General features: G+C 68.5%; 23 protein-coding genes. 3 read left to right on the top strand and 20 right to left on the bottom strand.

The features are described from left to right. Positions 1 to 542: 542 nt before the first annotated feature. Genes rpsQ through rpsJ form a run of 11 tightly spaced genes read right to left on the bottom strand, consistent with a single transcriptional unit; the run spans position 543 to position 5905 of the window. The gene (gene rpsQ / locus BV907_RS15565) at positions 543 to 845 is read right to left on the bottom strand and encodes a 30S ribosomal protein S17 (RefSeq protein ID WP_077490647.1); all 303 of its coding nucleotides are present in this window, start codon (positions 843 to 845) and stop codon (positions 543 to 545) included. Then, complete coding sequence (gene rpmC, locus BV907_RS19610) at positions 842 to 1153, bottom strand: 50S ribosomal protein L29 (protein WP_077490646.1); 312 nt, start codon at positions 1151 to 1153, stop codon at positions 842 to 844. Before rpmC ends, rpsQ begins: the two co-directional genes overlap by 4 nt. Before the next feature lie 2 nt (positions 1154 to 1155). After that, positions 1156 to 1572, bottom strand: a complete 417-nt coding sequence (rplP, locus tag BV907_RS15555; RefSeq protein WP_077490645.1) for a 50S ribosomal protein L16 — start codon at positions 1570 to 1572, stop codon at positions 1156 to 1158. Beyond that, on the bottom strand, positions 1573 to 2412 hold the full coding sequence (gene rpsC, locus BV907_RS15550; protein ID WP_077490644.1) for a 30S ribosomal protein S3: 840 nt from the start codon (positions 2410 to 2412) through the stop codon (positions 1573 to 1575). Next, positions 2413 to 2778: a 50S ribosomal protein L22 gene (gene rplV / locus BV907_RS15545; protein ID WP_077490643.1), complete on the bottom strand. Its 366-nt coding sequence runs from the start codon at positions 2776 to 2778 to the stop codon at positions 2413 to 2415. A gap of 56 nt (positions 2779 to 2834) precedes the next feature. Continuing rightward, positions 2835 to 3116 (bottom strand): 30S ribosomal protein S19, encoded by a 282-nt coding sequence (gene rpsS, locus BV907_RS15540; RefSeq protein WP_077490642.1) that lies wholly within the window; start codon positions 3114 to 3116, stop codon positions 2835 to 2837. Positions 3117 to 3128: 12 nt separating this feature from the next. Then, entirely contained in the window at positions 3129 to 3968 is an 840-nt protein-coding gene (gene rplB / locus BV907_RS15535) for a 50S ribosomal protein L2 (RefSeq protein WP_077490641.1), read from the bottom strand. A 30-nt stretch (positions 3969 to 3998) separates the two neighbouring features. Continuing rightward, on the bottom strand, positions 3999 to 4304 hold the full coding sequence (gene rplW, locus BV907_RS15530) for a 50S ribosomal protein L23 (RefSeq protein WP_077490640.1): 306 nt from the start codon (positions 4302 to 4304) through the stop codon (positions 3999 to 4001). Continuing rightward, positions 4301 to 4921 (bottom strand): 50S ribosomal protein L4, encoded by a 621-nt coding sequence (rplD, locus tag BV907_RS15525; protein ID WP_077490639.1) that lies wholly within the window; start codon positions 4919 to 4921, stop codon positions 4301 to 4303. The genes rplW and rplD overlap by 4 nt, the downstream gene beginning before the upstream one ends. 4 nt (positions 4922 to 4925) lie before the next feature. Continuing rightward, complete coding sequence (gene rplC, locus BV907_RS15520; RefSeq protein WP_077490638.1) at positions 4926 to 5576, bottom strand: 50S ribosomal protein L3; 651 nt, start codon at positions 5574 to 5576, stop codon at positions 4926 to 4928. Between the two features lie 20 nt (positions 5577 to 5596). Then, positions 5597 to 5905 (bottom strand): 30S ribosomal protein S10, encoded by a 309-nt coding sequence (gene rpsJ / locus BV907_RS15515; RefSeq protein ID WP_043119398.1) that lies wholly within the window; start codon positions 5903 to 5905, stop codon positions 5597 to 5599. Positions 5906 to 6304: 399 nt separating this feature from the next. Between rpsJ and BV907_RS15510 the strand changes: the two genes are divergently transcribed. Next, positions 6305 to 7852: a GH1 family beta-glucosidase gene (locus BV907_RS15510; RefSeq protein ID WP_077490637.1), complete on the top strand. Its 1548-nt coding sequence runs from the start codon at positions 6305 to 6307 to the stop codon at positions 7850 to 7852. A gap of 100 nt (positions 7853 to 7952) precedes the next feature. On the opposite strand, the gene tuf is transcribed toward BV907_RS15510, so the two are convergent. The 6 genes from tuf to rpoB form a co-directional block, all read right to left on the bottom strand. Next, on the bottom strand, positions 7953 to 9143 hold the full coding sequence (tuf, locus tag BV907_RS15505) for an elongation factor Tu (RefSeq protein WP_077490636.1): 1191 nt from the start codon (positions 9141 to 9143) through the stop codon (positions 7953 to 7955). A 209-nt stretch (positions 9144 to 9352) separates the two neighbouring features. Then, positions 9353 to 11467: an elongation factor G gene (fusA, locus tag BV907_RS15500; protein WP_077490635.1), complete on the bottom strand. Its 2115-nt coding sequence runs from the start codon at positions 11465 to 11467 to the stop codon at positions 9353 to 9355. A 77-nt stretch (positions 11468 to 11544) separates the two neighbouring features. Beyond that, on the bottom strand, positions 11545 to 12015 hold the full coding sequence (rpsG, locus tag BV907_RS15495; protein ID WP_077490634.1) for a 30S ribosomal protein S7: 471 nt from the start codon (positions 12013 to 12015) through the stop codon (positions 11545 to 11547). Continuing rightward, on the bottom strand, positions 12015 to 12389 hold the full coding sequence (rpsL, locus tag BV907_RS15490) for a 30S ribosomal protein S12 (protein ID WP_077490633.1): 375 nt from the start codon (positions 12387 to 12389) through the stop codon (positions 12015 to 12017). Before rpsL ends, rpsG begins: the two co-directional genes overlap by 1 nt. A 653-nt stretch (positions 12390 to 13042) precedes the next feature. Beyond that, positions 13043 to 16942 (bottom strand): DNA-directed RNA polymerase subunit beta', encoded by a 3900-nt coding sequence (locus tag BV907_RS15485; RefSeq protein WP_077490632.1) that lies wholly within the window; start codon positions 16940 to 16942, stop codon positions 13043 to 13045. Between the two features lie 55 nt (positions 16943 to 16997). Continuing rightward, positions 16998 to 20498, bottom strand: coding sequence for a DNA-directed RNA polymerase subunit beta (gene rpoB / locus BV907_RS15480; protein WP_077490631.1), 3501 nt, complete (start codon positions 20496 to 20498; stop codon positions 16998 to 17000). Positions 20499 to 20995: 497 nt separating this feature from the next. Here rpoB and BV907_RS15475 point away from each other — a divergent pair, with 497 nt between their 5' ends. After that, positions 20996 to 22189 (top strand): acetyl-CoA C-acetyltransferase, encoded by a 1194-nt coding sequence (locus tag BV907_RS15475; protein ID WP_077490630.1) that lies wholly within the window; start codon positions 20996 to 20998, stop codon positions 22187 to 22189. A gap of 6 nt (positions 22190 to 22195) precedes the next feature. Further along, positions 22196 to 22693, top strand: a complete 498-nt coding sequence (locus BV907_RS15470; protein ID WP_077490629.1) for an aminoacyl-tRNA deacylase — start codon at positions 22196 to 22198, stop codon at positions 22691 to 22693. A 445-nt stretch (positions 22694 to 23138) separates the two neighbouring features. Here BV907_RS15470 and rplL read toward each other — a convergent pair whose 3' ends face one another. The 3 genes from rplL to BV907_RS15455 form a co-directional block, all read right to left on the bottom strand. Beyond that, positions 23139 to 23516, bottom strand: a complete 378-nt coding sequence (rplL, locus tag BV907_RS15465; protein ID WP_077490628.1) for a 50S ribosomal protein L7/L12 — start codon at positions 23514 to 23516, stop codon at positions 23139 to 23141. A 78-nt stretch (positions 23517 to 23594) separates the two neighbouring features. Continuing rightward, positions 23595 to 24197 (bottom strand): 50S ribosomal protein L10, encoded by a 603-nt coding sequence (gene rplJ / locus BV907_RS15460; protein ID WP_077490627.1) that lies wholly within the window; start codon positions 24195 to 24197, stop codon positions 23595 to 23597. A 286-nt stretch (positions 24198 to 24483) separates the two neighbouring features. Beyond that, positions 24484 to 26022, bottom strand: a complete 1539-nt coding sequence (locus BV907_RS15455) for an ATP-dependent DNA ligase (RefSeq protein ID WP_077490626.1) — start codon at positions 26020 to 26022, stop codon at positions 24484 to 24486. Positions 26023 to 26075 lie beyond the last annotated feature (53 nt).

Raw genomic sequence — 26075 nt, 5'->3', positions numbered from 1 at the left:
CTCCGGGTCAGCGCCCCAGCCAAGCTGCCGTCAACGTGTCACACGACAGCCTGACGCATGGGGCATCTCGACGCCGATCCTCCGTCTCGGGTGCACGGCCTGGTCGCCGGTCGGGGCATCCGGAGCCCGGGGGTGCACGACGCCGGCCGGTCACCGGCCTGGGCGGGGAACCCTCCATCGCGCGTCCGGCGCCGCCCGGCCGGAGAGACGCGAAGGGTGCCCCCCGTTTCGGACAATGCCCCCCGCTCCGGCACGGGGCACAGACCGAAACAGGGGGCAGAAAGGCCAAGACTCGCCCCGCATCGTCCGCGGCCCCGCGCACGACGGCGGTGCCCGGCCCGCGCGGGCGAGCACCCGCCGTCGTGCGCCGGCGCAGTGACCGGAGCCGTGCACCCGAAACGGCGAATCGCCGTCGAGATATGTACCCGAAGCGGCGAATCGCCGTCGAGATACGTACCCGAAACGTCAGACGGCGGAAGGCCCGCCCCCTGCGAGGGGACGGGCCTTCTGCGAATCCGCGGGATCCGCGAGGCGAGCAGTGACTACTTCGCCTTCTCGAGGATCTCGACGAGGCGCCACCGCTTGGTGGCGGACAGCGGACGGGTCTCCGCGATGAGAACGAGGTCGCCGATGCCGGCGGTGTTGTTCTCATCGTGGGCCTTGCGCTTCTCGGTGCGGCGGATGACCTTGCCGTAGAGCGAGTGCTTCACGCGGTCCTCGACCTCGACGACGATCGTCTTGTCCATCTTGTCGGACACGACGTAGCCGCGGGCCGTCTTCCGGTAACCACGGTCGTGGGCAGGCGCAGCGTTCTCTGCCACGGTGTTCTCCTGGTTCTCGCTCACTTGGCGTCCTCCTCAGCGGATTCGGCCGCCTCAGCCTTCTTGGACGCCTTCTTCTCGTCCTTGGCGTCCACGACGGCGGGCACAGCCTCCGCGCGGATGCCGAGCTCGCGCTCGCGCAGGATCGTGTAGATGCGCGCGATGTCCTTCTTCACGGCGCGCAGGCGGCCGTGGCTCTCGAGCTGGCCGGTGGCCGACTGGAAGCGCAGGTTGAACAGCTCTTCCTTGGCCTTCTTCAGCTCCTCGAACAGGCGCTCGTTGTCCAGCTGGTCGAGCTTCTCAGCCGTCAGATCCTTCGAACCGACTGCCATTCTCATTCACCACCTTCGCGGCGCACGATGCGCGCCTTCAACGGGAGCTTGTGGATGGCAAGGCGAAGAGCCTCGCGCGCCACCTCTTCGTTCACACCGGAGAGCTCGAAGAGCACACGGCCCGGCTTGACGTTGGCGACCCACCACTCCGGCGAACCCTTACCGGAACCCATGCGGGTCTCGGCAGGCTTCTTGGTCAGCGGACGGTCCGGGTAGATGTTGATCCAGACCTTGCCGCCACGCTTGATGTGGCGGGTCATGGCGATACGAGCGGACTCGATCTGGCGGTTGGTCACGTACGCCGGGGAGAGGGCCTGGATGCCGAACTCGCCGAAGGTGACCTTGGTGCCACCGGTCGCAGCGCCGGAACGACCCGGGTGGTGCTGCTTGCGGTGCTTCACACGACGCGGGATAAGCATTTAAGCCTCTCCTCCTTCTGCTGCCGGAGCAGCTACTCCTTCTGCTGCCGAGGCAGCAGGCGCAGCAGCCTCGGCCGGAGCCTGCTGCTGGCGGTCGCCAGACGGACGACGGCGGCGCTCGCCACCGGGGCGGCCAGGACGGTCGCCCCGGTCGCCGCGGCCGCGAGACGGAGCGGCGGCGGCCTGGGCCGCCAGCTCCTTGGAGGTCACATCGCCCTTGTAGATCCAGACCTTCACGCCGATGCGGCCGAAGGTGGTCTTGGCCTCGTAGAAGCCGTAGTCGATGTTCGCGCGGAGCGTGTGCAGCGGCACGCGGCCCTCGCGGTAGAACTCCGAGCGGGACATCTCGGCGCCGCCGAGACGGCCCGAGCAGGCCACGCGGATGCCCTTGGCCCCGGCGCGCTGCGCCGACTGCATGGCCTTCTTCATGGCGCGGCGGAACGCGACGCGGCTCGAGAGCTGCTCCGCGATGCCCTGGGCCACGAGCTGCGCCTCGACCTCGGGGTTCTTGACCTCGAGGATGTTCAGCTGGACCTGCTTACCGGTGAGCTTCTCGAGCTCGCCGCGGATGCGGTCGGCCTCGGCGCCGCGGCGGCCGATCACGATGCCCGGACGGGCCGTGTGGATGTCCACGCGGACGCGGTCGCGGGTGCGCTCGATCTCGACCTTGGCGATGCCGGCGCGCTCCATGCCCGTGGTCATGAGCTGGCGGATCTTGACGTCCTCACGGACGAAGTCCTTGTAGCGCTGGCCGGGCTTGTTGCTGTCGGCGAACCAGTGCGAGACGTGGTCCGTGGTGATGCCGAGTCGGAACCCGTGCGGGTTGACCTTCTGTCCCATTTACCGGGCCTCCTCGTTCTCGGGCGTCGCGACGACCACGGTGATGTGGCTGGTGCGCTTGTTGATGCGGTACGCGCGGCCCTGGGCACGCGGCTGGAACCGCTTCATGGTCGGCCCCTCGTCGACGAACGCCTCGCTGATGTAGAGGTCGCTCTCGTCGAACGGCAGACCGTCGCGGTCGGCCAGAACGCGGGCGTTGGCCACTGCGGACGCGAGCACCTTGTACACCGGCTCCGAAGCTGCCTGCTGGGCGAACTTCAGGATCGCCAGAGCCTCATTCGCCTGCTTGCCACGAACAAGGTTGACGACGCGCCGGGCCTTCATCGGCGTTACGCGGATGTGGCGCGCAATTGCCTTGGCTTCCATTGCTTTCCTTCTCTTTCTCAGAGCTCAGCGCTGCTGGGCCTGCCTTGCGGCAGGGGTCAGCGGCGCTTGCCCTTCTTGTCGTCCTTCACGTGGCCGCGGAAAGTCCGCGTCGGGGCGAATTCGCCGAGCTTGTGCCCGACCATCGACTCGGTGACGAAGACCGGGACGTGCTTGCGTCCGTCGTGCACGGCGATCGTGTGCCCGAGCATGTCGGGGATGATCATCGAGCGGCGGGACCAGGTCTTGATGACGTTCTTGGTGCCCTTCTCGTTTTCCTTGACGACCTTCACGAAGAGGTGCTGGTCAACGAAAGGACCCTTCTTCAGGCTGCGTGGCATGTGTCCAGGCTCCTATCGCTTGTTCTTGCCAGTACGACGACGACGGACAATGAGCTTGTCGCTCGCCTTGTTCGGGCGGCGGGTGCGGCCCTCGGGCTTGCCGTTGGGGTTGACGGGGTGACGACCACCGGACGTCTTGCCCTCACCACCACCGTGCGGGTGGTCCACCGGGTTCATGGCGACGCCGCGGACGGTCGGGCGGACGCCCTTCCAGCGCATGCGGCCGGCCTTGCCCCAGTTGATGTTCGACTGCTCGGCGTTGCCGACCTCGCCGACGGTCGCGCGGCAGCGCACGTCGACGTTGCGGACCTCGCCCGACGGCAGGCGGAGCTGGGCGTACTTGCCCTCCTTGGCCACGAGCTGGACCGAGGCGCCGGCCGAGCGGGCCATCTTGGCGCCGCCACCCGGGCGGAGCTCGACGGCGTGGATCACGGTACCGACCGGGATGTTGCGCAGCGGCAGGTTGTTGCCGGGCTTGATGTCGGCGTCCGGACCGGACTCGACGACGTCGCCCTGCGCGAGCTTGTTCGGCGCGATGATGTAGCGCTTCGTGCCGTCGACGTAGTGCAGGAGGGCGATGCGGGCCGTGCGGTTCGGGTCGTACTCGATGTGCGCGACCTTGGCGTCGACGCCGTCCTTGTCGTGGCGACGGAAGTCGATCAGACGGTACTGGCGCTTGTGCCCGCCACCCTTGTGGCGCGTCGTGATCTTGCCCGAGTTGTTGCGGCCGCCCTTCTTGGGGAGCGGGCGAACCAGGGACTTCTCCGGGGTCGAACGCGTGATTTCTGCGAAGTCGGCCACGCTCGAGCCACGGCGGCCCGGCGTAGTCGGCTTGTAGTTACGGATTGCCATTTACCTGTTCCTCGTTAAAGTGGTCTCCGCTCAGGCGAGCGGACCGCCGAAGATGTCGATCGTGCCGTCCTTGAGGGTGACAATCGCACGCTTGGTGCTCTTGCGCTGACCCCATCCGAACTTGGTGCGCTTGCGCTTGCCGGCACGGTTGAGAGTGTTGATCGAGTCGACCTTGACCGAGAAGATCTTCTCGATCGCGAGCTTGATCTCGGTCTTGTTCGAGCGCGGGTCCACGAGGAACGTGTACTTGCCCTCGTCGATCAGGCTGTAGCTCTTCTCGGAGACGACCGGCGCAAGGATGACGTCGCGCGGGTCCTTGTAGGTGGCTGCGCTCACTTGGAGCCCTCCTCGTTCTGGGACTTCGCCGCAACGAACGCGTCGAAGGCGGCCTTGGTGAAGACCACGTCGTCGGAGACGAGCACGTCATACGTGTTGAGCTGGTCCGCGTACAGTGCGTGCACCTCGGTGAGGTTGCGCACGGACAGGGCGCCGAGCTCGTCAGCGCGATCGAGCACGACAAGCACGTTCTTGCGCTCGGACACGGAGCGCAGGACGCCGAGGGCGGCCTTGGTGTTCGGCTTCTCGCCGGAGACCAGGGACTCCACGACGTGGATGCGGCCGTTGCGGGCGCGGTCCGACAGGGCACCGCGGAGGGCGGCGGCCTTCATCTTCTTGGGGGTGCGCTGGCTGTAGTCGCGCGGGGTCGGGCCGTGCACGACGCCGCCGCCGGTCATGTGCGGGGCGCGGACGGAACCCTGGCGGGCGCGGCCGGTGCCCTTCTGCTTGAACGGCTTGCGCCCGGCACCGGCGACCTCACCGCGGGACTTGGTCGAGTGCGTGCCCTGGCGCGCGGCGGCGAGCTGGGCGACGACGACCTGGTGCAGCAGCGGGACGTTCGTCTGGACGTCGAAGATCTCAGCGGGGAGATCGACCTTGACGGTTGCGTTGGCCATGGTTTCAGGCTCCCTTCACGGCGGTGCGGACGAGAACGACCGTGCCGCGGGCACCCGGAAGGGCGCCCTTGATGAGGAGCAGCGACTTCTCGGCATCCACAGCGTGGACGGTGAGGTTGAGGGTCGTGTGGCGCACGTTGCCCATGCGGCCGGCCATGCGCAGACCCTTGAAGACGCGGCCCGGGGTGGCGCAAGCACCGATGGAGCCGGGCTTGCGGTGGTTCTTGTGGGCACCGTGCGAGGCGCCGACGCCGGAGAAGCCGTGGCGCTTCATGACACCGGCGAAGCCCTTGCCCTTGGTGGTGCCAACGACGTCGATCTTCTGGCCGGCCTCGAAGAGCTCAACGGAGAGCTCCTGGCCCAGCTCGTAGGACTCGGCGTCGCCGGTGCGCACCTCGACGAGGTGGCGGCGGGGGGTCACGCCGGCCTTCTCGAAGTGGCCGGTGAGCGGCTTGTTGACCTTGCGGGGGTCGATCTGGCCGTAGCCGATCTGGACCGCGGTGTAGCCGTCGGTCTCGGCGTTGCGCAGCTGCGTGATGACGTTGGAGTCAGCCTTAACGACAGTGACGGGGATGAGCTTGTTGTTCTCGTCCCAGACCTGGGTCATGCCGAGCTTCGTGCCCAGCAGGCCCTTCACGTTGCGGGTCGTGGTCATAGTTCTCTCAGCACCTCCCTCTAGAGCTTGATTTCGATGTTGACGTCCGCCGGCAGGTCGAGACGCATGAGCGAGTCGACGGCCTTGGGCGTCGGGTCGATGATGTCGATCAGCCGCTTGTGCGTGCGCATCTCAAAGTGCTCGCGGCTGTCCTTGTACTTGTGCGGAGAGCGGATGACGCAGTACACGTTCTTCTCCGTCGGCAGCGGGACGGGGCCCACCACCGTTGCGCCTGCGCGCGTGACCGTCTCAACGATCTTCCGAGCCGAAGTGTCGATGACCTCGTGGTCATACGACTTCAGCCGGATGCGGATCTTCTGTCCCGCCATATCGCCTGACTCGCTTTCGTCTGTCTAGCACTGCACTGTTCTGTTTCAGCTCACGTGGCTGCCGAGGCATTCAAGGAAAGTGACCACCACTGGCCGCACTGCCTGAATCCGGGCATCCCGGGTTCCTCAAACAGCCGGCCTGTCCGACCCCCGCGGTCGGGCGTGTCGCGATTTTCGCACGCACGTACCCGTAGCCATCCTGCGGAAGTGGGTCGTATTTGGGCTCCAGCCTGGACCCTGCACCCGGCATTATCCGGATCGGGACACGAAAGAGCGCTTGAACAACTCATCTAGTGTGCCAGAGATCCTCCGGGATCGCCAATCGGAGCCCGGCGGCCCCTGATGGACCCCCGTCCTCCCACCATTGCCCTCCCGGCGCGGCGTGAGGATCATGGTCCCATGCCCACTGCGGATCCGCACGACGGCGACGAGGCACCGCCGCCGCTCAGCCTCGCCGCGCCGCCGGTGACGCCCGCGGAGCCCACAGAACCCCGAGCGCCAGGCGAGGAGCCCGCCCGGGCGCCCTCCGCCGTCGACCGCCTTGCCGCACGGATCCCCCCCGACTTCGTCCTCGGCGTCGCGACCGCCGCGTTCCAGATCGAGGGCGCCCTGGCCGAGGACGGGCGCGGCCCGAGCGGCTGGGACCGCTTCACGGAGCGGCCCGGGGCCATCGCGCTGGGCCACACGGCCGCCGTCGCGTGTGACCACTACCACCGCAACGACGAGGACCTCCGGCTCGCGGCGGAGCTCGGCGTCGACTCCTACCGCTTCTCCATCGCCTGGCCGCGCGTCCAGCCGGACGGGCGCGGTGCGTGGAACGAGAAGGGCTGGGACTTCTACGACCGGCTGATCGACCGCATGCTCGAGCTCGGCCTCTCCCCCATGGCCACGCTGTACCACTGGGACACCCCGCTCCCCCTCGAGCTCGACGGCGGGTGGCTGGCCCGCGAGACGGCCGAGCGCTGCGGTGAGTACGCGGCAGAGGCGGGGCGGCGGTTCGGCGACCGGGTGGACCGCTGGATCACGCTCAACGAGCCGGTCTCGGTCACGCTCAACGGGTACGCCGTGGGCATCCACGCGCCGGGCAAGCAGCTGCTCTTCGACTCGATGCCGGCCGTGCACCACCAGCTCCTCGCGCACGGACTCGCGGTCCAGGCGCTGCGCGCATCCGGTGCGCGGGGCGCCGTCGGGATCACGAACATGCACGCCCCCGTGCACCCGGCGGGCATGAACCTCCTCGACTGGATCCATGCGCGGGTCGTCGACCTCATGATCAACCGGCTCTACGCCGACCCCGTGCTCCTGGGCCGCTACCCGAAGCCGCCGCTGCTCGCGCGCAAGTTCTTCCACGCGCTGCGCGACCCCAAGCCCGAGGACCTCGCGACCATCCACCAGCCCCTCGACTTCTACGGGGTCAACTACTACTACCCCGCGCGGATCCGCTCTGGTCCGGGCCCGACGCCGGACGGCGTCGTCGAGACCAAGGCCATGAAGGCCGTCCCGTTCCACCTCGCGGACTTCCCCGAGCATGCGAGCACGGGATTCGGCTGGCCCATCTCCCCCGCGTACTGCGGCGTCGTGCTCCGCGAGCTCAAACAGCGCTACGGCGCCGCCCTCCCGCCCGTCTACATCACCGAGAGCGGGGCGAGCTTCCCGGAGCCCGAGCAGGCGGACGGCCTCGTGTACGACGACGAGCGGATCGACTATCTCGCCGGTCACCTCGAGGCGGCGCTCACCTCGTGCGGGCCAGGGGGGCCGGCCCAGGGGGTCGACCTGCGCGGTTGGTACGTGTGGACGCTCATGGACAACTTCGAGTGGGCCGCGGGCTACACGCAGCGCTTCGGCCTCATCCACGTGGACTTCGACAGCCAGGAGCGCACCCCGAAGGCCTCCTACTACTGGCTCCGGCGCCTCGCCCAGGGCCGCCGGCGCCTCGAGCAGGCGTAGCCCGCTTTCGGGCATGAACCCCGCCGGGCGCGAGAAGACCCCGCCGCGATAGCGCGACGGGGTCTTCTCAGATCAGCCCGTGGGCAGCAATCCGTGAGGACTACTTGATGATCTTGGTGACGCGGCCCGAGCCAACGGTGCGGCCACCCTCGCGGATGGCGAAGCCGAGGCCCTCCTCCATGGCGATGGGCTGGATGAGCGCAACGGTCATCTCAGTGTTGTCGCCCGGCATGACCATCTCGGTGCCCTCGGGAAGGGTGATGACACCGGTGACGTCCGTGGTGCGGAAGTAGAACTGCGGACGGTAGTTCGAGTAGAACGGGTTGTGACGGCCACCCTCGTCCTTGGAGAGGATGTAGACGTTCGCCTCGAAGTCGGTGTGCGGGGTGATCGAACCCGGCTTGACGACAACCTGGCCACGCTCGACGTCCTCGCGCTTGATGCCGCGGAGCAGGAGGCCACAGTTCTCGCCGGCCCACGCCTCGTCGAGCTGCTTGTGGAACATCTCGATACCCGTGACCGTGGTCTTCTGGATCGGGCGGATGCCGACGATCTCGACCTCGGAGTTCAGGGCGAGGGTACCGCGCTCGGCGCGGCCCGTGACGACCGTACCGCGGCCGGTGATGGTGAAGACGTCCTCGATCGGCATGAGGAACGGCTTGTCGCGGTCACGGATCGGGTCCGGAACGTTCTCGTCGACGGCCTCCATGAGCTCCTCGACAGAGGCAACCCACTTGGGGTCGCCCTCGAGGGCCTTGAGGCCCGAGACGCGGATGACCGGGGCGTTGTCGCCGTCGAAGCCCTGCGAGGAGAGGAGCTCGCGCACCTCCATCTCGACGAGGTCGAGGAGCTCCTCGTCCTCGACCATGTCGGCCTTGTTCAGCGCGACGAGCAGGTAGGGGACACCAACCTGGCGGGCGAGCAGAACGTGCTCACGGGTCTGGGCCATCGGGCCGTCCGTGGCGGCGACCACGAGGATGGCGCCGTCCATCTGCGCGGCACCCGTGATCATGTTCTTGATGTAGTCAGCGTGGCCCGGAGCGTCGACGTGAGCGTAGTGGCGCTTCTCCGTCTGGTACTCGATGTGGGCGATGTTGATGGTGATACCGCGCTGGCGCTCCTCGGGAGCGGCGTCGATCGACGAGAAGTCGCGCTTCTCGTTCAGGTCCGGGTACTTGTCGGCAAGCACCTTCGAGATGGCAGCAGTCAGCGTCGTCTTACCGTGGTCAACGTGACCGATGGTGCCGATGTTGACGTGCGGCTTAGTCCGCTCGAACTTTGCCTTCGCCACGTGTTCCTCCTAGAACGTATTCAGAAGACTGCTTCCGGCCGCGCTTGTCGCGGCCGAAACTCCAGCAAGTCTACTGGGGCTGTGTTTTTTCGTGAAATCACGCGGGAGATGGCTCCTGCGCTTCAGGGCGACCCACCGCCGTCGTGCCGTGCATTGCGCTTCAGAGCTGCGCAACGGCACGGACGACGGCGGCGGGCCGCGGTCCAGAACTACTCGCCGCGCGACTTCTGGATGATCTCGTCGGCCACGGCCTTCGGAACCTCGGAGTAGCTGTCGAACTGCATCGAGTAGACAGCACGGCCCTGGGTCTTGGAGCGAAGGTCGCCAATGTAGCCGAACATCTCGGACAGCGGCACGAGGGCACGCACGACCTTGACGCCGACAGCGTCCTCCATGGCCTGGATCTGGCCACGGCGGCTGTTGAGGTCGCCGATCACATCGCCCATGTACTCCTCGGGCGTGCGGACCTCGACGGCCATGAGCGGCTCGAGGATCACCGGGTTGGCGCGGCGTGCGCCCTCCTTGAAGACCTGCGAACCGGCAATCTTGAACGCCATCTCCGAGGAGTCGACGTCGTGGTAGGCACCGTCGATGAGGGTCGCCTTGACGCCCACCATCGGGTAGCCGGCCAGGATGCCGAACTGCATGGCGTCCTGGATGCCGGCGTCCACGCTCGGGATGTACTCGCGCGGGACGCGGCCACCGGTGACGGCGTTCTCGAACTCGTAGAACGTGCCCTCGGCGGTGTCGAGCGGCTCGAAGCTCACCTGCACCTTCGCGAACTGGCCGGAACCGCCAGTCTGCTTCTTGTGCGTGTAGTCGACCTTCTCGACCTTCTTCTTGATGGTCTCGCGGTAGGCGACCTGCGGCTTGCCGACGTTGGCCTCGACCTTGAACTCGCGGCGCATGCGGTCCACGAGGATGTCGAGGTGGAGCTCGCCCATGCCGCCGATCTCGGTCTGGCCGGTCTCCTCGTTGAGGGAGACGGTGAACGTCGGGTCCTCGGCGGAGAGCTTCTGGATGGCGGTGGAGAGCTTCTCCTGGTCGCCCTTGGTCTTCGGCTCGATGGCAACGAAGATCACGGGCTCCGGGAAGGTCATCGACTCGAGCACGATCGGGCTGTTCGTGTCGCAGAGCGTGTCACCCGTCGTGGTGTCCTTGAGACCGATCACGGCGTAGATGTGGCCCGCCGAGACCTCGTCGACCGGGTTCTCCTTGTTGGCGTGCATCTGGAAGAGCTTGCCGAGGCGCTCCTTCTTGCCCTTCGTGGAGTTCAGGACCTGCAGGCCGGAGGTGGCCTTGCCCGAGTACACGCGGATGAAGTTGAGCTGGCCGAAGAACGGGTGCGCCGCAATCTTGAACGCGAGGGCCGAGAACGGCTCGTCGGCGCTCGGCTTGCGGGTCATCTCGACCGCCTCGTCCTTCGGGTCGTGGCCGATCATGGCCGGGACGTCGAGCGGGGACGGGAGGAAGTCGATGACCGCGTCGAGCATCGGCTGGACACCGCGGTTCTTGAACGCAGAGCCGCAGAAGACCGGGTAGATCTCCGAGTTGACCGTGAGCTTGCGGATGCCCGCCTTGAGCTCGTCGATGGTCAGCTCTTCGCCCTCGAGGTACTTCTCCATGAGCTCCTCGGACGCCTCTGCGGCGGCCTCGACGAGCTGGTGGCGGTACTCCTCGGCCTTCTCGCGAAGGTCGGCGGGGATCTCCTGGGTCTCGTAGGCAGCACCCATGGTCACGTCGCCCTTGGCGTCGCCCGGCCACACGAAGGCCTTCATGGAGAGCAGGTCGATGACGCCGACGAAGTCGTTCTCGGCACCGATCGGCAGCTGCATGACGAGCGGCTTGGCACCGAGGCGCTTCACGATCGTGTCGACCGTGAAGTAGAAGTCGGCGCCGAGCTTGTCCATCTTGTTGACGAAGCAGATGCGCGGGACGTTGTACTTGTCCGCCTGGCGCCAGACCGTCTCGGACTGCGGCTCGACGCCCTCCTTGCCGTCGAAGACGGCAACGGCGCCGTCGAGCACGCGCAGGGAGCGCTCGACCTCGACCGTGAAGTCCACGTGGCCGGGGGTGTCGATGATGTTGATCTGGTTCTTGTTCCAGAAGCAGGTCACGGCCGCGGACGTGATGGTGATGCCGCGCTCCTTCTCCTGCTCCATCCAGTCGGTCGTCGAGGCGCCGTCGTGCGTCTCGCCGATCTTGTGGTTCACGCCCGTGTAGAAGAGGATGCGCTCGGTCGTGGTGGTCTTGCCGGCATCGATGTGCGCCATGATGCCGATGTTGCGGACCTTGCTGAGGTCGGTAAGCACGTCGAGTGCCACGGTGTCTCCTGTTTGTCCCTAGTTGGCTGCACATTCGCCGCCGGCTCCCTGTGAGGAGCCGGCGGCGAACCCTGGTTTTACCAGCGGTAGTGGGCGAAGGCCTTGTTCGACTCGGCCATCTTGTGGGTGTCCTCGCGGCGCTTCACCGCGGCACCGAGGCCGTTCGAAGCGTCGAGGATCTCGTTCTGGAGACGCTCGGTCATCGTCTTCTCGCGGCGGGCCTTCGAGTAGCCCACGAGCCAGCGCAGGGCCAGCGCGGTGGCGCGGCCCGGCTTGACCTCGACCGGGACCTGGTAGGTGGCGCCACCGACACGGCGGGAGCGGACCTCGAGGGTCGGGCGGACGTTGTCCATGGCCTTCTTGAGCGCGGCGACCGGGTCGCCGCCCGTCTTCTGGCGGGCACCCTCGAGGGCGCCGTAGACGATGCGCTCGGCCGTGGACTTCTTGCCGTCCACGAGAACCTTGTTGATGAGCTGCGTCACGAGCGGCGAGCCGTAGACCGGGTCGACGACGAGCGGACGCTTCGGGGCAGGACCCTTGCGAGGCATTACTTCTTCTCCTTCTTCGCGCCGTAGCGGCTGCGGGCCTGCTGGCGGTTCTTGACACCCTGGGTGTCGAGGGCGCCGCGGACGATCTTGTAGCGAACACCGGGGAGGTCCTTCACACGACCGCCGCGCACGAGCACGATCGAGTGCTCCTGCAGGTTGTGGCCCACGCCCGGGATGTAGGCCGTGACCTCGACGCCGCCCGTGAGGCGGACACGCGCGACCTTGCGGAGGGCGGAGTTCGGCTTCTTGGGGGTCGTGGTGTACACGCGGGTGCACACGCCGCGACGCATGGGGTTGCCCTTGAGGGCAGGAGCCTTGGTCTTGGAGACCTTCGGCGTGCGGCCCTTGCGGACCAGCTGCTGAATAGTAGGCACTTTCGTGTTCTCCGTACTCGTTGAACTGTTCGCCCACGCCTCCCTCAACGGGTTCGGCGGGCTCTGTCGGTTGCTTCGCACTCGCTGCGGGAACCGACCGTAGGCGTGCAAAAGTGTGGCATTCGTTGCGCACCAACCCCGCAACCCGGAAACAGGCCCCGTCGACTCGCTCGGCGTCTCCGCCAGGTTCCAACGGCCTTCATCCACTGCCACACAGAAACAATCGAGGAAAGCTTATCACGCGCTATCAGGCCCGCCGAATCGGCCCCCAGACGCTCCCCGACCGCCACTTCCTCGCGCCGAGATGGGGTGGTGTGACCCGCCGAAATGGGGTGCTGTGACGCCGAGATGGGGGGATGGGGCGCCGAGATGGGGTGGTGGGGCGCCGAAATGGGGGCCGGGGGCTTGGGATGGCGTGTCTCGGACGACGACCGCTCCCGCGCCGCGGCCACAAAGGGGCGGGCCCTCATTCGGCGTCACAGGCCCCCATCTCGACGTCACAGGCCCCCATCTCGACGTCATAGGCCCCCATCTCGGCGTAGGGGCCAGACACGCGGAGGGCCGACACCCCCGGAGGGAATGCCGGCCGCCCGTGGTGAGGTGCCCGCCGTCGTGCGCCTGTTCAGGGGCGCACGACGGCGGGCGCCGCGACATCAGCGGAAGTCGCCGCCCAGGTCGTAGTCGTCCAGCGGGATTGCGTGGAACTCCTGGACGCCGTCCCCGCTGAGCGGGTCGTAGGCGAAGTCGCTGAACGCGCTCGGACCGGTGAAGAGCGTCGCCTTGGCCTCCTCCGTCGGCTCGACTGCGACGTCCGTGTAACGGGGCAGGCCGGTGCCGGCAGGGATGAGCTTACCGATGATGACGTTCTCCTTGAGGCCCAGCAGCGGGTCGCTCTTGCCTTCCATGGCCGCCTGCGTGAGGACGCGGGTGGTCTCCTGGAAGGACGCGGCCGAGAGCCAGGACTCCGTGGCGAGCGACGCCTTCGTGATGCCCATGAGCTCGGGACGGCCGGAGGCCGGCTTCTTGCCCTCGGACACGACGCGGCGGTTCTCGTCGCGGTAGCGGCGGGACTCGGCGAGCTCGCCCGGGAGCAGCTCCGTGTCGCCGGACTCGATGACCGTGACGCGCCGCAGCATCTGGCGGACGATGACCTCCACGTGCTTGTCGTGGATGCCGATGCCCTGGCTGCGGTACACGCCCTGGACCTCGTCGACGAGGAACTTCTGCGCCTCGCGCGGGCCCTGGATGCGCAGGACCTGCTTCGGGTCGACGGGGCCGTTGACGAGCCGCTGGCCGACGCCGACGCGGTCGCCGTCGTCGACAAGCAGGCGCGAGCGGCGCGAGACCGGGTACGCGATCTCCTCGGTGCCATCGTCCGGGGTCAGCACGATCCGCAGCTGCTTCTCGGTGTCCTCGATCGTGACGCGGCCGGCGGCCTCGGCGATCGGGGCCACACCCTTGGGGGTGCGGGCCTCGAAGAGCTCCTGGATACGGGGCAGACCCTGGGTGATGTCCTCGCCGCCTCCGGCGGAGACGGCACCACCGGTGTGGAACGTACGCATGGTCAGCTGCGTGCCGGGCTCACCGATCGACTGGGCCGCGATGATGCCGACGGCCTCGCCGATGTCCACGAGCTTGCCCGAGGCGAGCGAGCGGCCGTAGCACTTCGCGCAGGTGCCGACGGCGGACTCGCACGTGAGCACGGAGCGCACCCGGATCTCCTGGATCCCGGCGCCGACGAGCTTGTCGATCAGCACGTCGCCGAGATCGGCGCCGGCCTCCGCGAGGACGTTGCCCTCGGAGTCCGTCACGTCCACCGCGAGGGTGCGCGTGTACGCCGTGTTCTCGACGTTCTCGTCCTTGACGAGCTCGCCGTTGTGGTCCGGCACCGCGATCGTGACGTTGAGGCCGCGCTCGGTCTCGCAGTCCTCCTCGCGGACGATGACGTCCTGCGAGACGTCCACGAGACGACGCGTGAGGTAGCCCGAGTTGGCCGTACGGAGGGCCGTGTCGGCCAGACCCTTGCGGGCACCGTGCGTCGCGATGAAGTACTCCAGGACCGAGAGGCCCTCGCGGTAGGAGGACTTGATCGGGCGCGGGATGATCTCACCCTTCGGGTTGGCCACGAGGCCGCGGATACCGGCGATCTGGCGCACCTGCATCCAGTTACCACGGGCACCGGAGGAGACCATGCGGTTGATGGTGTTCATCTTCGGCATGGACTCGCGCATGACCGACGCGATCTCGGTGGTCGCCTTGTCCCAGATCTCGATGAGCTCGGAGCGGCGCTCCTCGTCGTCGATCAGACCCTTGTCGTACTGGCTCTGGATCTTCGCCGCGCGGTCCTCGTAGCCGGCCAGGATGCCGGGCTTCGCCTCGGGAACGGCGATGTCCGAGATGGCCACCGTGACGCCCGAGCGCGTGGCCCAGTAGAACCCCGCGTCCTTGAGGTTGTCCAGCGTGGCCGCCGTGACGACCTTCGGGTAGCGCTCCGCGAGGTCGTTGACGATCCGGGAGAGCTGGCCCTTGTCCGCGACGGACTCGACCCACGGGTAGTCCTCGGGCAGGGTCTCGTTGAAGATGACCTGGCCGAGCGACGTCTCGATGAGTGCCGGGGTGCCCGGCTCCCAGCCCTCGGGCGCGGGACGCTCCGCGGACGGGACGAAGCCCTCGAGGCGGATCTTCACCTGCGCGTTGAGGTGCAGGGTGCGGGCGTCGTGCGCCATGATCGCCTCTGCCACCGACGAGAACACGCGGCCCTCGCCCTCGGCCCCCTCACGCTTGGTGGTGAGGTGGTACAGACCGATGATCATGTCCTGCGAGGGCAGGGTCACGGGACGGCCGTCCGACGGCTTGAGGATGTTGTTCGAGGACAGCATGAGGATGCGGGCCTCGGCCTGGGCCTCCGGGCTCAGCGGAAGGTGCACGGCCATCTGGTCGCCGTCGAAGTCCGCGTTGAAGGCGGCGCAGACGAGCGGGTGCAGCTGGATGGCCTTGCCCTCGACGAGCTGCGGCTCGAAGGCCTGGATGCCGAGGCGGTGCAGGGTGGGCGCGCGGTTGAGCAGCACCGGGTGCTCGGTGATGATCTCCTCGAGCACGTCCCAGACCTGCGGGCGGTAGCGCTCGACCATGCGCTTGGCGCTCTTGATGTTCTGGGCGTGGTTGAGGTCCACGAGCCGCTTCATGACGAAGGGCTTGAACAGCTCGAGAGCCATCTGCTTGGGCAGGCCGCACTGGTGCAGCTTGAGCTGCGGGCCGACGACGATGACCGAACGGCCCGAGTAGTCGACGCGCTTGCCGAGCAGGTTCTGGCGGAACCGGCCCTGCTTGCCCTTGAGCATGTCGGAGAGCGACTTGAGCGGGCGGTTGCCCGGCCCCGTCACGGGGCGGCCGCGGCGGCCGTTGTCGAACAGCGAGTCCACAGCCTCCTGGAGCATGCGCTTCTCGTTGTTGACGATGATCTCCGGCGCCCCGAGGTCAAGCAGGCGCTTGAGGCGGTTGTTGCGGTTGATCACGCGGCGGTACAGGTCGTTGAGGTCGGAGGTCGCGAAGCGGCCACCGTCCAGCTGGACCATCGGGCGCAGCTCCGGCGGGATGACCGGGACGGCGTCGAGGACCATGCCCTGCGGCTTGTTCTCGGTCGTGAGGAACGCGTTGACCACCTTGAGGCGCTTGAGCGCGCGGGTCTTCCGCTGGCCCTTGCCGTTCTGGATGATGTCGCGCAGGTTGTCGGCCTCGGCGTCGAGGTCGAAGGCCTCGAGGCGCTTCTGGATCGCCTCGGCACCCATCGAACCCTCGAAGTACATGCCGTACTTGTCGCGCAGCTCGCGGTAGAGCGCCTCATCGCCCTCGAGGTCGGCGACCTTGAGGTTCTTGAAGCGGTCCCAGACGGCCTCCATGCGCTCGATGTCGGCATCCGCGCGCTTGCGGATGGTCGCCATCGTCTTGTCGGCGACGTCGCGGGCCTTCTTCTTGTCCGCGGCCTTGGCGCCCTCGGCCTCGAGCTTGGCCAGGTCGTCCTCGAGGTCGCGCGCGACGGCGGCGATGTCGGCGTCGCGCGTGTCCACGAGGCGCTTGCGCTCGAGGTCGTGCTCGGCCTGGAGGTTCGGCAGCTGCTCGTGGCGGCGCTCCTCGTCGACCTTCGTGATCATGTAGGCCGCGAAGTAGATGACCTTCTCGAGGTCCTTCGGGGCCAGGTCGAGCAGGTACCCGAGGCGCGACGGGACGCCCTTGAAGTACCAGATGTGCGTCACGGGCGCGGCGAGCTCGATGTGGCCCATGCGCTCGCGGCGGACCTTGGCGCGGGTCACCTCGACGCCGCAGCGCTCGCAGATGATGCCCTTGAAGCGCACGCGCTTGTACTTGCCGCAGTAGCACTCCCAGTCACGGGACGGGCCGAAGATCTTCTCGCAGAAGAGACCGTCCTTCTCAGGCTTGAGGGTGCGGTAGTTGATGGTTTCCGGCTTCTTGACCTCGCCGTGCGACCAGGTGCGGATGTCGTCCGCGGTCGCGAGGCCGATCTGCATGAGGCCGAAGGAGGATTCGCTGGACAATGTGGTCCCTTATCTCTCGTGTCTCTAAGTCGTTCGTGCCGGTGCGGGAGGAGGGTCAGACCTCTTCGACGGAGCTGGGCTCGTCGCGGGAGAGGTCGATGCCCAGCTCCTCCGCAGCGGTGAAGACCGCATCGTCGGCATCGCGCATCTCGATGGTCTGGCCGTCGGCGGAGAGGACCTCCACGTTCAGGCACAGGGACTGCATTTCCTTGATGAGGACCTTGAAGGACTCGGGCACGCCCGGCTCGGGGATGTTCTCGCCCTTGACGATCGCCTCGTAGACCTTCACGCGGCCGTGGATGTCATCCGACTTGATCGTCAGGAGCTCCTGGAGCGTGTACGCGGCGCCGTAGGCCTCGAGGGCCCACACCTCCATCTCGCCGAAGCGCTGGCCGCCGAACTGCGCCTTACCACCGAGCGGCTGCTGGGTGATCATCGAGTACGGGCCGGTCGAGCGCGCGTGGATCTTGTCGTCGACGAGGTGGTGGAGCTTCAGGATGTACATGTAGCCCACGGAGATCGGGTCCGGGAACGGCTCGCCGGAGCGGCCGTCGAACAGCTGGGCCTTGCCCGAGGAGTTGATGAGGCGGTCGCCGTCGCGGGTGACGTTCGTCGAGTCGAGCAGGCCGGCGATCTCCTCCTCGCGGGCGCCGTCGAACACGGGCGTCGCGAGGGTCTGGTTCGGGCCGGTCTCGCGCGGCATGTTCGGCAGGCTGTTGAACCACTCCGGCTCGCCCTCGACCTTCCAGCCGGTCTTGGCGACCCAGCCGAGGTGCGTCTCGAGGACCTGGCCGACGTTCATGCGGCCCGGCACGCCGAGCGGGTTGAGCACGACGTCGACGGGCGTACCGTCGGCGAGGAACGGCATGTCCTCGACCGGCAGGATCTTGGAGATGACGCCCTTGTTGCCGTGACGGCCGGCGAGCTTGTCGCCGTCCGTGATCTTGCGCTTGGCGGCCACGTAGACGCGGACGAGCTGGTTCACGCCCGGGGGCAGCTCGTCGTCGTTGTCGCGGTCGAACACGCGCACGCCGATCACCGTGCCGGACTCGCCGTGCGGGACCTTGAGGGACGTGTCGCGGACCTCGCGGGACTTCTCGCCGAAGATCGCGCGCAGGAGGCGCTCCTCCGGGGTCAGCTCGGTCTCGCCCTTCGGGGTGACCTTGCCGACGAGGATGTCGCCCGCCTCGACCTCGGCACCGATGTGGATGATGCCGCGCTCGTCGAGCTGGGAGAGCACCTCTTCCGAGACGTTCGGGATGTCACGCGTGATCTCCTCGGCGCCCAGCTTCGTGTCGCGGGCGTCGATCTCGTGCTCCTCGATGTGGATCGAGGACAGGACGTCCTCGGCCACGAGGCGCTGCGAGAGGATGATCGCGTCCTCGAAGTTGTGGCCCTCCCACGACATGAACGCCACGAGGAGGTTCTTGCCGAGCGCGAGCTCGCCCTGGTCCGTCGCCGGGCCGTCGGCGATGATGCCGCCGAGCTCGAGGCGGTCGCCCTCGTTGACGAGCACGCGGTGGTTGTAGCAGTTGCCCTGGTTCGAGCGCGCGAACTTGCCGATCCGGTAGTTCGTCTCGGTGCCGTCGTCGTTGAGCACGACGACGAGGTCCGCCGAGACCTCGGTGACGACGCCGGCCTTCTTGGCCACGACAACGTCGCCCGCGTCCACGGCGGCCGCGCGCTCCATGCCGGTGCCGACGAAGGGCGCCTCGGAGCGGACGAGCGGCACGGCCTGGCGCTGCATGTTGGCGCCCATGAGGGCTCGGTTGGCGTCGTCGTGCTCGAGGAACGGGATGAGGGCCGTCGCGACCGAGACCATCTGGCGCGGGGAGACGTCCATGTACTCGACCTCGTCGGCCGGGATCAGGACGGGCTCGCCGCCGCCGCCGCGCTGGCGGACGAGGACCATGTCCTCGGAGAAGCTGCCGTCCTCGTTCAGCGGCGAGTTCGCCTGGGCGATCTGGACCTCTGCCTCGTCGTCGGCCGTGAGGTACGCGACCTCGTCGGAGACGATGCCGCTCGTGACCTTGCGGTACGGGGTCTCGATGAACCCGAACGGGTTGATCCGGCCATAGGACGCGAGCGAGCCGATCAGACCGATGTTCGGGCCTTCAGGGGTCTCGATGGGGCACATGCGGCCGTAGTGCGACGGGTGGACGTCACGGACCTCCATGCCCGCGCGGTCGCGGGAGAGGCCGCCGGGGCCGAGCGCCGAGAGGCGGCGCTTGTGGGTCAGGCCCGAGAGCGGGTTGTTCTGGTCCATGAACTGCGACAGCTGGGAGGTTCCGAAGAACTCCTTGATCGCGGCCACGACCGGGCGGATGTTGATGAGGGTCTGCGGCGTGATCGCCTCGACGTCCTGCGTCGTCATGCGCTCGCGCACGACGCGCTCCATGCGGGACAGGCCCGTGCGGACCTGGTTCTCGATGAGCTCGCCGACGGCGCGGATGCGGCGGTTGCCGAAGTGGTCGATGTCGTCGACCTCGACGCGGACCTCGACCTCGGCGCCCTCGCGGACGCCCTGGACCGACTTCTCGCCCGCGTGCAGCGCGACGAGGAACTTGATCATCGCGACGATGTCCTCGATGTGCAGGACGGAGGCGTCCTTGTCACCGAGGCCGCGGTCGACGCCGAGCTTCCGGTTGAGCTTGTAGCGGCCCACCTTGGCGAGGTCGTAGCGCTTCGCGTTGAAGTAGAGGTTGTCCAGGAGGGACTGCGCGGCCTCGACCGTGGGCGGCTCGCCCGGGCGGAGCTTGCGGTAGATGTCGAGGAGGGCGTCCTCGCGGGTCTCGGTCGTGTCCTTCTCGAGCGTCGCGCGCATCGAGTCGTACTCGCCGAACTCCTCGAGGATCTGGCCCTCGGTCCAGCCGAGCGCCTTGAGCAGGACGGTCACGGACTGCTTGCGCTTGCGGTCGAGGCGGACGCCGACCTGGTCGCGCTTGTCGATCTCGAGCTCGAACCACGCGCCGCGGGACGGGATGATCTTCGCGGTGAAGATGTCCTTGTCGCTCGTCTTGTCGGCCGTGCGCTCGAAGTAGGCGCCGGGAGAGCGGACGAGCTGCGAGACGACGACGCGCTCGGTGCCGTTGACGACGAACGTGCCCTTCTCGGTCATGAGCGGGAAGTCGCCCATGAACACGGTCTGCTGCTTGATCTCGCCCGTGTTGTTGTTCATGAACTCGGCCTTGACGTACAGCGGGGCCGAGTAGGTGGCGTCGCGGTCCTTGCACTCGCCGACCGTGTACTTCGGGTCGGCGAACTCCGGCTCGGAGAAGCTCAGGGACATGGTGCCCTGGAAGTCCTCGATCGGGGAGATCTCCTCGAAGATGTCGGAGAGGCCGCTCGTCGTGGCGACGCTGTCGTCGCCCTCGGCCTGGGCTGCGGCGACCCGGGCCTGCCAGCGCTCATTGCCGACGAGCCAGTCGAAGCTCTCGGTCTGGAGGGCAAGGAGATTCGGAACATCCAGCGGTTCGTGAATCTTGGCGAAAGAGAGACGGCGGTTCGCACCGTCGGTGCTAGCGGTTTGGTAGTCAGAGGTGCTCGAGGCGACCAAGAGGGATCCTTCCACAGACCTTCAGGATTGTCCGCACCCTCCCCCGACGCGCGGCTACCCGCCAACTTCTTCTGTTGAAGGACCGCCGCCCACGAGCCCACCGCTATATGAAGGCTGGAGGTTAAAAGGGAGAACGCAAAGATCTAAGATACCCCAAACGTGCGCGCGTGTCTAGCGCACGTCCGGGTTCCGGTCAAGTGCCTCGTTCCCGGTTCCAGATCCGGGCTGGCTGCGAGAGGCCTCTCTGCCTCGCCTCGCCGTGTCGCGCGAGACAACTGTACACCGCTGCAGATCCGGCAGGGACGACGGCGGGTGGGCACCGCCGCAGCCCAGCGGCGGTGCGCCGCGCGCACCGCCGCGGGCCCGCCGTCGTCCTGCATGCGGCCGCGGTCACCCGGCGGTAGCCTGAACACAGGAACCAGACGGAACCCCACGAAGCCAGCGGAGTTCGGAAGAGTTCAGAAGAACGCAGAAGGAACCGGAAGGAAGAGGGAACCATGAGCGCCGACAACAACGACGTTGTCATCCTGTCCGCGGCCCGCACGCCGCAGGGCCGGCTCAACGGCCAGCTTGCCCCGTTCACCGCCGTCGAGCTCGGCGCGCACGCGATCCGGGCCGCGATCGAGCGCAGCGGCGCGGGGGCGGGCGCGGTCGACGCCGTCGTCATGGGGCAGGTGCTCCAAGCCGGCGCCGGGCAGAACCCGGCGCGGCAGAGCGCCGTCGCCGCCGGCGTCGGCTGGAACGTCCCCTGCGTGACCATCAACAAGGTGTGCCTCTCCGGCCTCACCGCGGTGATCGACGCGGCCCGCATGATCCGCGCGGGCGACGCGACCGTCGTCGTCGCCGGCGGCCAGGAGTCCATGACCCGCGCGCCGCACGTGCTCCCCGGGTCCCGCCAGGGCTGGACCTACGGCACGGTCGCGATCCTCGACGTCGCCGCGCACGACGGCCTCACGGACGCCTTCGACGGGCAGTCGATGGGCCTCTCGACGGAGTCGAAGAACCTCACGCTCGGGATCGACCGGCTCGCGCAGGACGAGGTCGCGGCGGCCTCGCACCAGCGCGCCGCGAAGGCCCAGGCCGAGGGCGTCTTCCAGGAGGAGATCGCGCCCGTCACGGTCAAGCCCCGCAAGGGCGACCCGGTCACGCTCGCCGACGACGAGGGAGTCCGCCCGGCGACGACAGTCGAGACGCTGGCCCCGCTCCGGCCCGCCTTCGCCTCCGACGGCACGATCACGGCGGGCAACTCCTCCCCGATCTCCGACGGCGCTGCGGCCCTCGTGCTGACGAGCCGCGCCTACGCCGAGGAGCACGGCCTGTCCTGGCTCGCCGTCGTCGGTCGCCCGGGGCAGGTGGCCGGGCCGGACAACTCGCTCCACTCCCAGCCCGCCAACGCCATCGCCGACGCCCTCTCGCGCGCCGGCTGGACCACCGCGGACCTGGACTTCATCGAGATCAACGAGGCGTTCGGCTCGGTCGCGGTGCAGTCGCTCAAGGAGCTCGGCTACCCGCTCGGGCAGTGCAACATCCACGGCGGCGCGATCGCCCTGGGCCACCCGATCGGCGCCTCCGGCGCCCGGCTCGCGGGGCACGCCGCGCACGAGCTCGCCCGCCGCGGCTCGGGCCGTGCCGCCGTCGCGCTCTGCGGCGGCGGCGGGCAGGGCGAGGCGCTCCTGCTGTACCGGGACTGAGCGGCAGTGACGACGCACGACGGCGGCGCTCCCCCGGGTGCGGACGGCCACTCGCGCTTCCTCGCGGCCGCGCGGGAGCACGGGCTCGAGGTGCACGTGGCCGAGCGGGCCGCGGCGAGGAGCCTCGAGGAGGCTGCAGCGATCCTGGGGATCGAGCCGCGGGAGATCGTGAAGTCCCTCGTGGTGAAGCGGCCGGACGGGACGTTCCTGTTCGCCCTGATCCCGGGCGACCGGCAGATCTCGTGGCCCAAGCTGCGGGCCCTTCTCGGAGTGAACCGGCTCTCGCTGCCGCCCGCCGATGTCGCGTTCGAGGCGACCGGCTACGAGCGCGGGACCATCACGCCGCTCGGGTCCACGACGCCGTGGCCGGTGGTCGCGGACTCCGCGATCAGCGGGCGCGTATCGATGGGTGCCGGGGCGCACGGGCGCAGCGCCTTCGTGGATTCGAGTCAGCTCGTGCGGGCCCTCGGCGCGACCGTGGCGGACATCAGCGACCCGGCCTGACCCCGGATCCCTCGTCCGCCGAGATGGGGGGGTGGAATCCCGAGATGGGGCCTATGACTCCGCGCTGGGTCGGGGCCGACGAGGCCGGCTCTGGAACCTCGAGGTCGGGCCACGGCCCTCGCTCTCTCTTACTGACCGGCATCTGCTGCCCTTAGCCGCTCCTGCTGAGTGAATTCTCCCAGCAGAAGCGGCTATGGGCAGCACATGTCGAAGCTCGATGGCGGCGCTTCGGCCGTACGACGGCGAGTGGTCCCGAACGCGGACACGCTCACCTCGGCGGCCCACACCCCCACCTCGGCGCCCCACACCCCCCACCTCGGCGCCCCACACCCCCCACCTCGGCGGGAGGCGGGGACGCGGAAGGGCCCCGCCGTCCGAACGGATCGGACTGCGGGGCCCTTCGTGCACGCGGTGCAGGCCCTGGGCCCTGCGGTGCGGGCGGGAACTACTTGAGGGTGACCGTGGCGCCGGCGGCCTCGAGGACCTCCTTGGCCTTGTCGGCGGCCTCCTTGGTGGCGCCCTCGAGGACGGCCTTCGGAGCACCGTCGACGAGGTCCTTGGCCTCCTTGAGGCCGAGCGACGTGAGGCCACGGACCTCCTTGATGACCGCGATCTTCTTGTCGCCAGCGGCCTCGAGGATGACGTCGAAGGAGGTCTTCTCCTCCTCAGCAGCGGCCTCAGCACCGCCGGCCGGGCCGGCGACGGCCACGGCGGCAGCGGTGACCTCGAAGACCTCCTCGAACTTCTTCACGAACTCGGAGAGCTCGATGATGGTGAGCTCCTTGAAGGCCTCGATCAGCTCGTCCTGGGTGAGCTTCGCCATGGTTGGCGTCCTTTCGCTAGGTGGTGCCCCGCCGGGTAGTCAGGCGGCGCACCGAGAATGTGGGTTGGGGGAAGAGAATCAGTTCTCTTCGGCGGGCGCCTCGGCGGCGGAAGCCTCGGCGGGCGCCGCGGCCTCTCCGGCCTCGGCAGCCTCGGCGGACTCAGCAGCGGGAGCCTCGGCGGCAGCCGGAGCGCCGCCCTCCTCCTCGAGCTTGAGGCGCAGGGCGTCGATGATGCGTGCAGCCGCGGCCATCGGCGCCTTGAGGACGCCGGCAACCTTGGCGAGCTGCAGCTCGCGGGACTCCAGGGCTGCCAGGGCGGCAACCTCGCTCGCATTGAGCGACTTGCCCTCGAAGTAGCCGGTCTTGATGATCAGCTGCTTGTTGTCCTTGGCGAAGTCGGTCAGGCTCTTGGCGGCCGCAACGGCGTCACCCTTGATGAACGCGATCGCGGTCGGCCCGGCGAGCTGGCCCTCGAACGCGTCGACGCCAGCCTCCTTCGCGGCGATGGCGGTCAGGGTGTTCTTGACGACCGAGAACTTGTTCTCGGTGCCGAGCGAACGACGCAGCTGCTTGAGCTGGGCGACGGAGAGCCCGCGGTATTCGGTCAGGACCGCAGCGGTCGACTCCTGGAAATCCTTGGTGATCTCCTCGACGGCTGCCACCTTGGTAGGCGTTGCCATAACCCTCCTTCCGGGGAAACAGTGCCGGCTGGTCCGGCCCCCGGAAAGACGGAACGCCCCGCGCAGATGCACGGGGCGTGGCATGCGGGCCGCGGTGCGGCCTATAGGCTTTCGCTCAGTATCACCTGCGCAGGCCGCCCCGGATGGGGACTTTCAGTTGGGCGCGCGTCCCGGCTTTCGGCACGCAGCATCCAACGACCGGCGGTCTTTGGTCCTCCCACTGTACGGGACGCCCCGCGCCTCGCCAAATCCGCCTGGCCCGGGCACCCCCGGCACGCCGCGGGACTCATTCGCGCAGCAGTGCCCGCAGCGTCTGGATGGTGTCGGCATCATCGGGCCGCTTGTCCTCACGGTAGCGCTTGACCCGCGCGAAGCGCAGCGCAATGCCTCCCGGGTAGCGCGAGGACCGCTGCACGCCGTCGAGCGCGATCTCGACGACCGTGACCGGCTCGAGGTAGACGGCGTGCTCGTCGCGGCGGGCCTCGATGGACGGGAAGTGCTCGGTCTGCCAGCGCAGGATCTCGTCGGTGAGGCCCTTGAACGTCTTCCCGACCATCACGAAGCCGCCCGGCTCGCCGAACTCCCCCGTCGGGTCATATGCGCCGAGGTGCAGGTTCGACAGCCAGCCGCGGCGGCGGCCGTAGCCCCACTCGGCGGCGAGGACCACGAGGTCGTACGTGTGCACGGGCTTGACCTTGATCCAGCTGGAGCCGCGGCGGCCGGCGGCGTATGCCGAGCCGATCGCCTTGACGACAATGCCCTCGTGGCCGCTCGCGAGCGCCTCGCGCGAGACCCGCTCCGCGGCCGCAGGGTCCGCGGTCACCTCGCCCGGGACCATGTGGTCCGGCGCGAGCCTCGCGAGCTCGGCGCGGCGCACCGCGAGCGGCTCGTCGAGCAGGTCCCGCCCGTCCACGTGCAGGAGGTCGAAGAACCAGGGCCGCAGCACCGCCTCGCGCGCCCCTTCCGCACCGAACCGGGACATCGTCTCCTGGAACGGCCGCGGCGCCCCGCCCTCATCCAGGGTGAGCGTCTCGCCGTCGAGGATCACGTCCCGCACGGGCAGGGTCCGCACCACCGCGACGACCTCGGGCACGCGGTGGGTGATGTCCGCCAGGCTGCGGGTGAAGACGCGCACGTCACCGCCGGCACGGTGCACTTGGATCCGCGCGCCGTCGAGCTTGAACTCCACCGATGCCTCCCCCGTCGATGCCAGCGCCTCGGCGGGGGTCTTCGCCGAGCCGGCCAGCATCGGCAGCACCGGCCTGCCGACCACGAGCCCGACGGCCGACAGCTCGTCCTCGTTCCCCGTGACGGCGATCCGTGCCGTCTCGCCGAGGTCGCCCGCGAGCATCGCGGCGCGCCGCACGAGTGCGAGGGGCCGGCCGCCGGCGGCCGCGATCGCATCGGCCAGGACGCCCTCGAGGGCGCCCGTGCGGATCTCCCCCAGCAGCACCCCGACGATGAACCGCTGCTCCCGCTCCGTGGCGCGCCGCATGAAACCGCCCAGCAGCTCCGCGCGTGCCGCGCCGGACCCCGTGCCGGACGTCAGGGCGAGCCGGTCGAGGAAGGCGTCGAACTCGCCGACCGTCAGCGACGGCAGCTCGGCGGGCGCCATGCCGCCCCTGGCGTGGGCGAGCCCGCGCCAGCCGACTCCGACGCGGCCCTGCCGCGGCTTCGCAACGAGCAGTCCCACGGCGGTCGCGACCTCCTCCGGCGACTCCCCGGCGAGCCGGCGCAGCAGCTGCGCGAGCGTCTCGATCTTCGCGAGCCGCGACCGCGTGGACGCGACTGCCTCGGCCGCGGAGACGAGCTCGTCGAGCAGCATGGGGCCTAGTCTCGCAGCGTCCGCCACGGCCGAGAAGGCCCCGGTTCCTGGCC

It is taken from the genome of Sinomonas mesophila (assembly GCF_001999765.1).
Classification (GTDB): domain Bacteria; phylum Actinomycetota; class Actinomycetes; order Actinomycetales; family Micrococcaceae; genus Sinomonas; species Sinomonas mesophila.
The sequence above is the reverse complement of the archived record's forward strand: the minus strand, read 5'-3'. Positions and strand labels throughout refer to the sequence as shown.

Excerpts from the sequence above, each read along its gene's own strand:
- rpmC (WP_077490646.1), bottom strand. The coding sequence starts at position 1,153 with ATGGCAGTCGGTTCGAAGGATCTGACGGCTGAGAAGCTCGACCAGCTG.
- rplP (WP_077490645.1), bottom strand. The coding sequence starts at position 1,572 with ATGCTTATCCCGCGTCGTGTGAAGCACCGCAAGCAGCACCACCCGGGT.
- rpsC (WP_077490644.1), bottom strand. The coding sequence starts at position 2,412 with ATGGGACAGAAGGTCAACCCGCACGGGTTCCGACTCGGCATCACCACG.
- rplV (WP_077490643.1), bottom strand. The coding sequence starts at position 2,778 with ATGGAAGCCAAGGCAATTGCGCGCCACATCCGCGTAACGCCGATGAAG.
- rpsS (WP_077490642.1), bottom strand. The coding sequence starts at position 3,116 with ATGCCACGCAGCCTGAAGAAGGGTCCTTTCGTTGACCAGCACCTCTTC.
- rplB (WP_077490641.1), bottom strand. The coding sequence starts at position 3,968 with ATGGCAATCCGTAACTACAAGCCGACTACGCCGGGCCGCCGTGGCTCG.
- rplD (WP_077490639.1), bottom strand. The coding sequence starts at position 4,921 with ATGGCCAACGCAACCGTCAAGGTCGATCTCCCCGCTGAGATCTTCGAC.
- rplC (WP_077490638.1), bottom strand. The coding sequence starts at position 5,576 with ATGACCACGACCCGCAACGTGAAGGGCCTGCTGGGCACGAAGCTCGGC.
- rpsJ (WP_043119398.1), bottom strand. The coding sequence starts at position 5,905 with ATGGCGGGACAGAAGATCCGCATCCGGCTGAAGTCGTATGACCACGAG.
- BV907_RS15510 (WP_077490637.1), top strand. The coding sequence starts at position 6,305 with ATGCCCACTGCGGATCCGCACGACGGCGACGAGGCACCGCCGCCGCTC.
- rpsG (WP_077490634.1), bottom strand. The coding sequence starts at position 12,015 with ATGCCTCGCAAGGGTCCTGCCCCGAAGCGTCCGCTCGTCGTCGACCCG.
- BV907_RS15475 (WP_077490630.1), top strand. The coding sequence starts at position 20,996 with ATGAGCGCCGACAACAACGACGTTGTCATCCTGTCCGCGGCCCGCACG.
- rplL (WP_077490628.1), bottom strand. The coding sequence starts at position 23,516 with ATGGCGAAGCTCACCCAGGACGAGCTGATCGAGGCCTTCAAGGAGCTC.
- rplJ (WP_077490627.1), bottom strand. The coding sequence starts at position 24,197 with ATGGCAACGCCTACCAAGGTGGCAGCCGTCGAGGAGATCACCAAGGAT.
- BV907_RS15455 (WP_077490626.1), bottom strand. The coding sequence starts at position 26,022 with ATGCTGCTCGACGAGCTCGTCTCCGCGGCCGAGGCAGTCGCGTCCACG.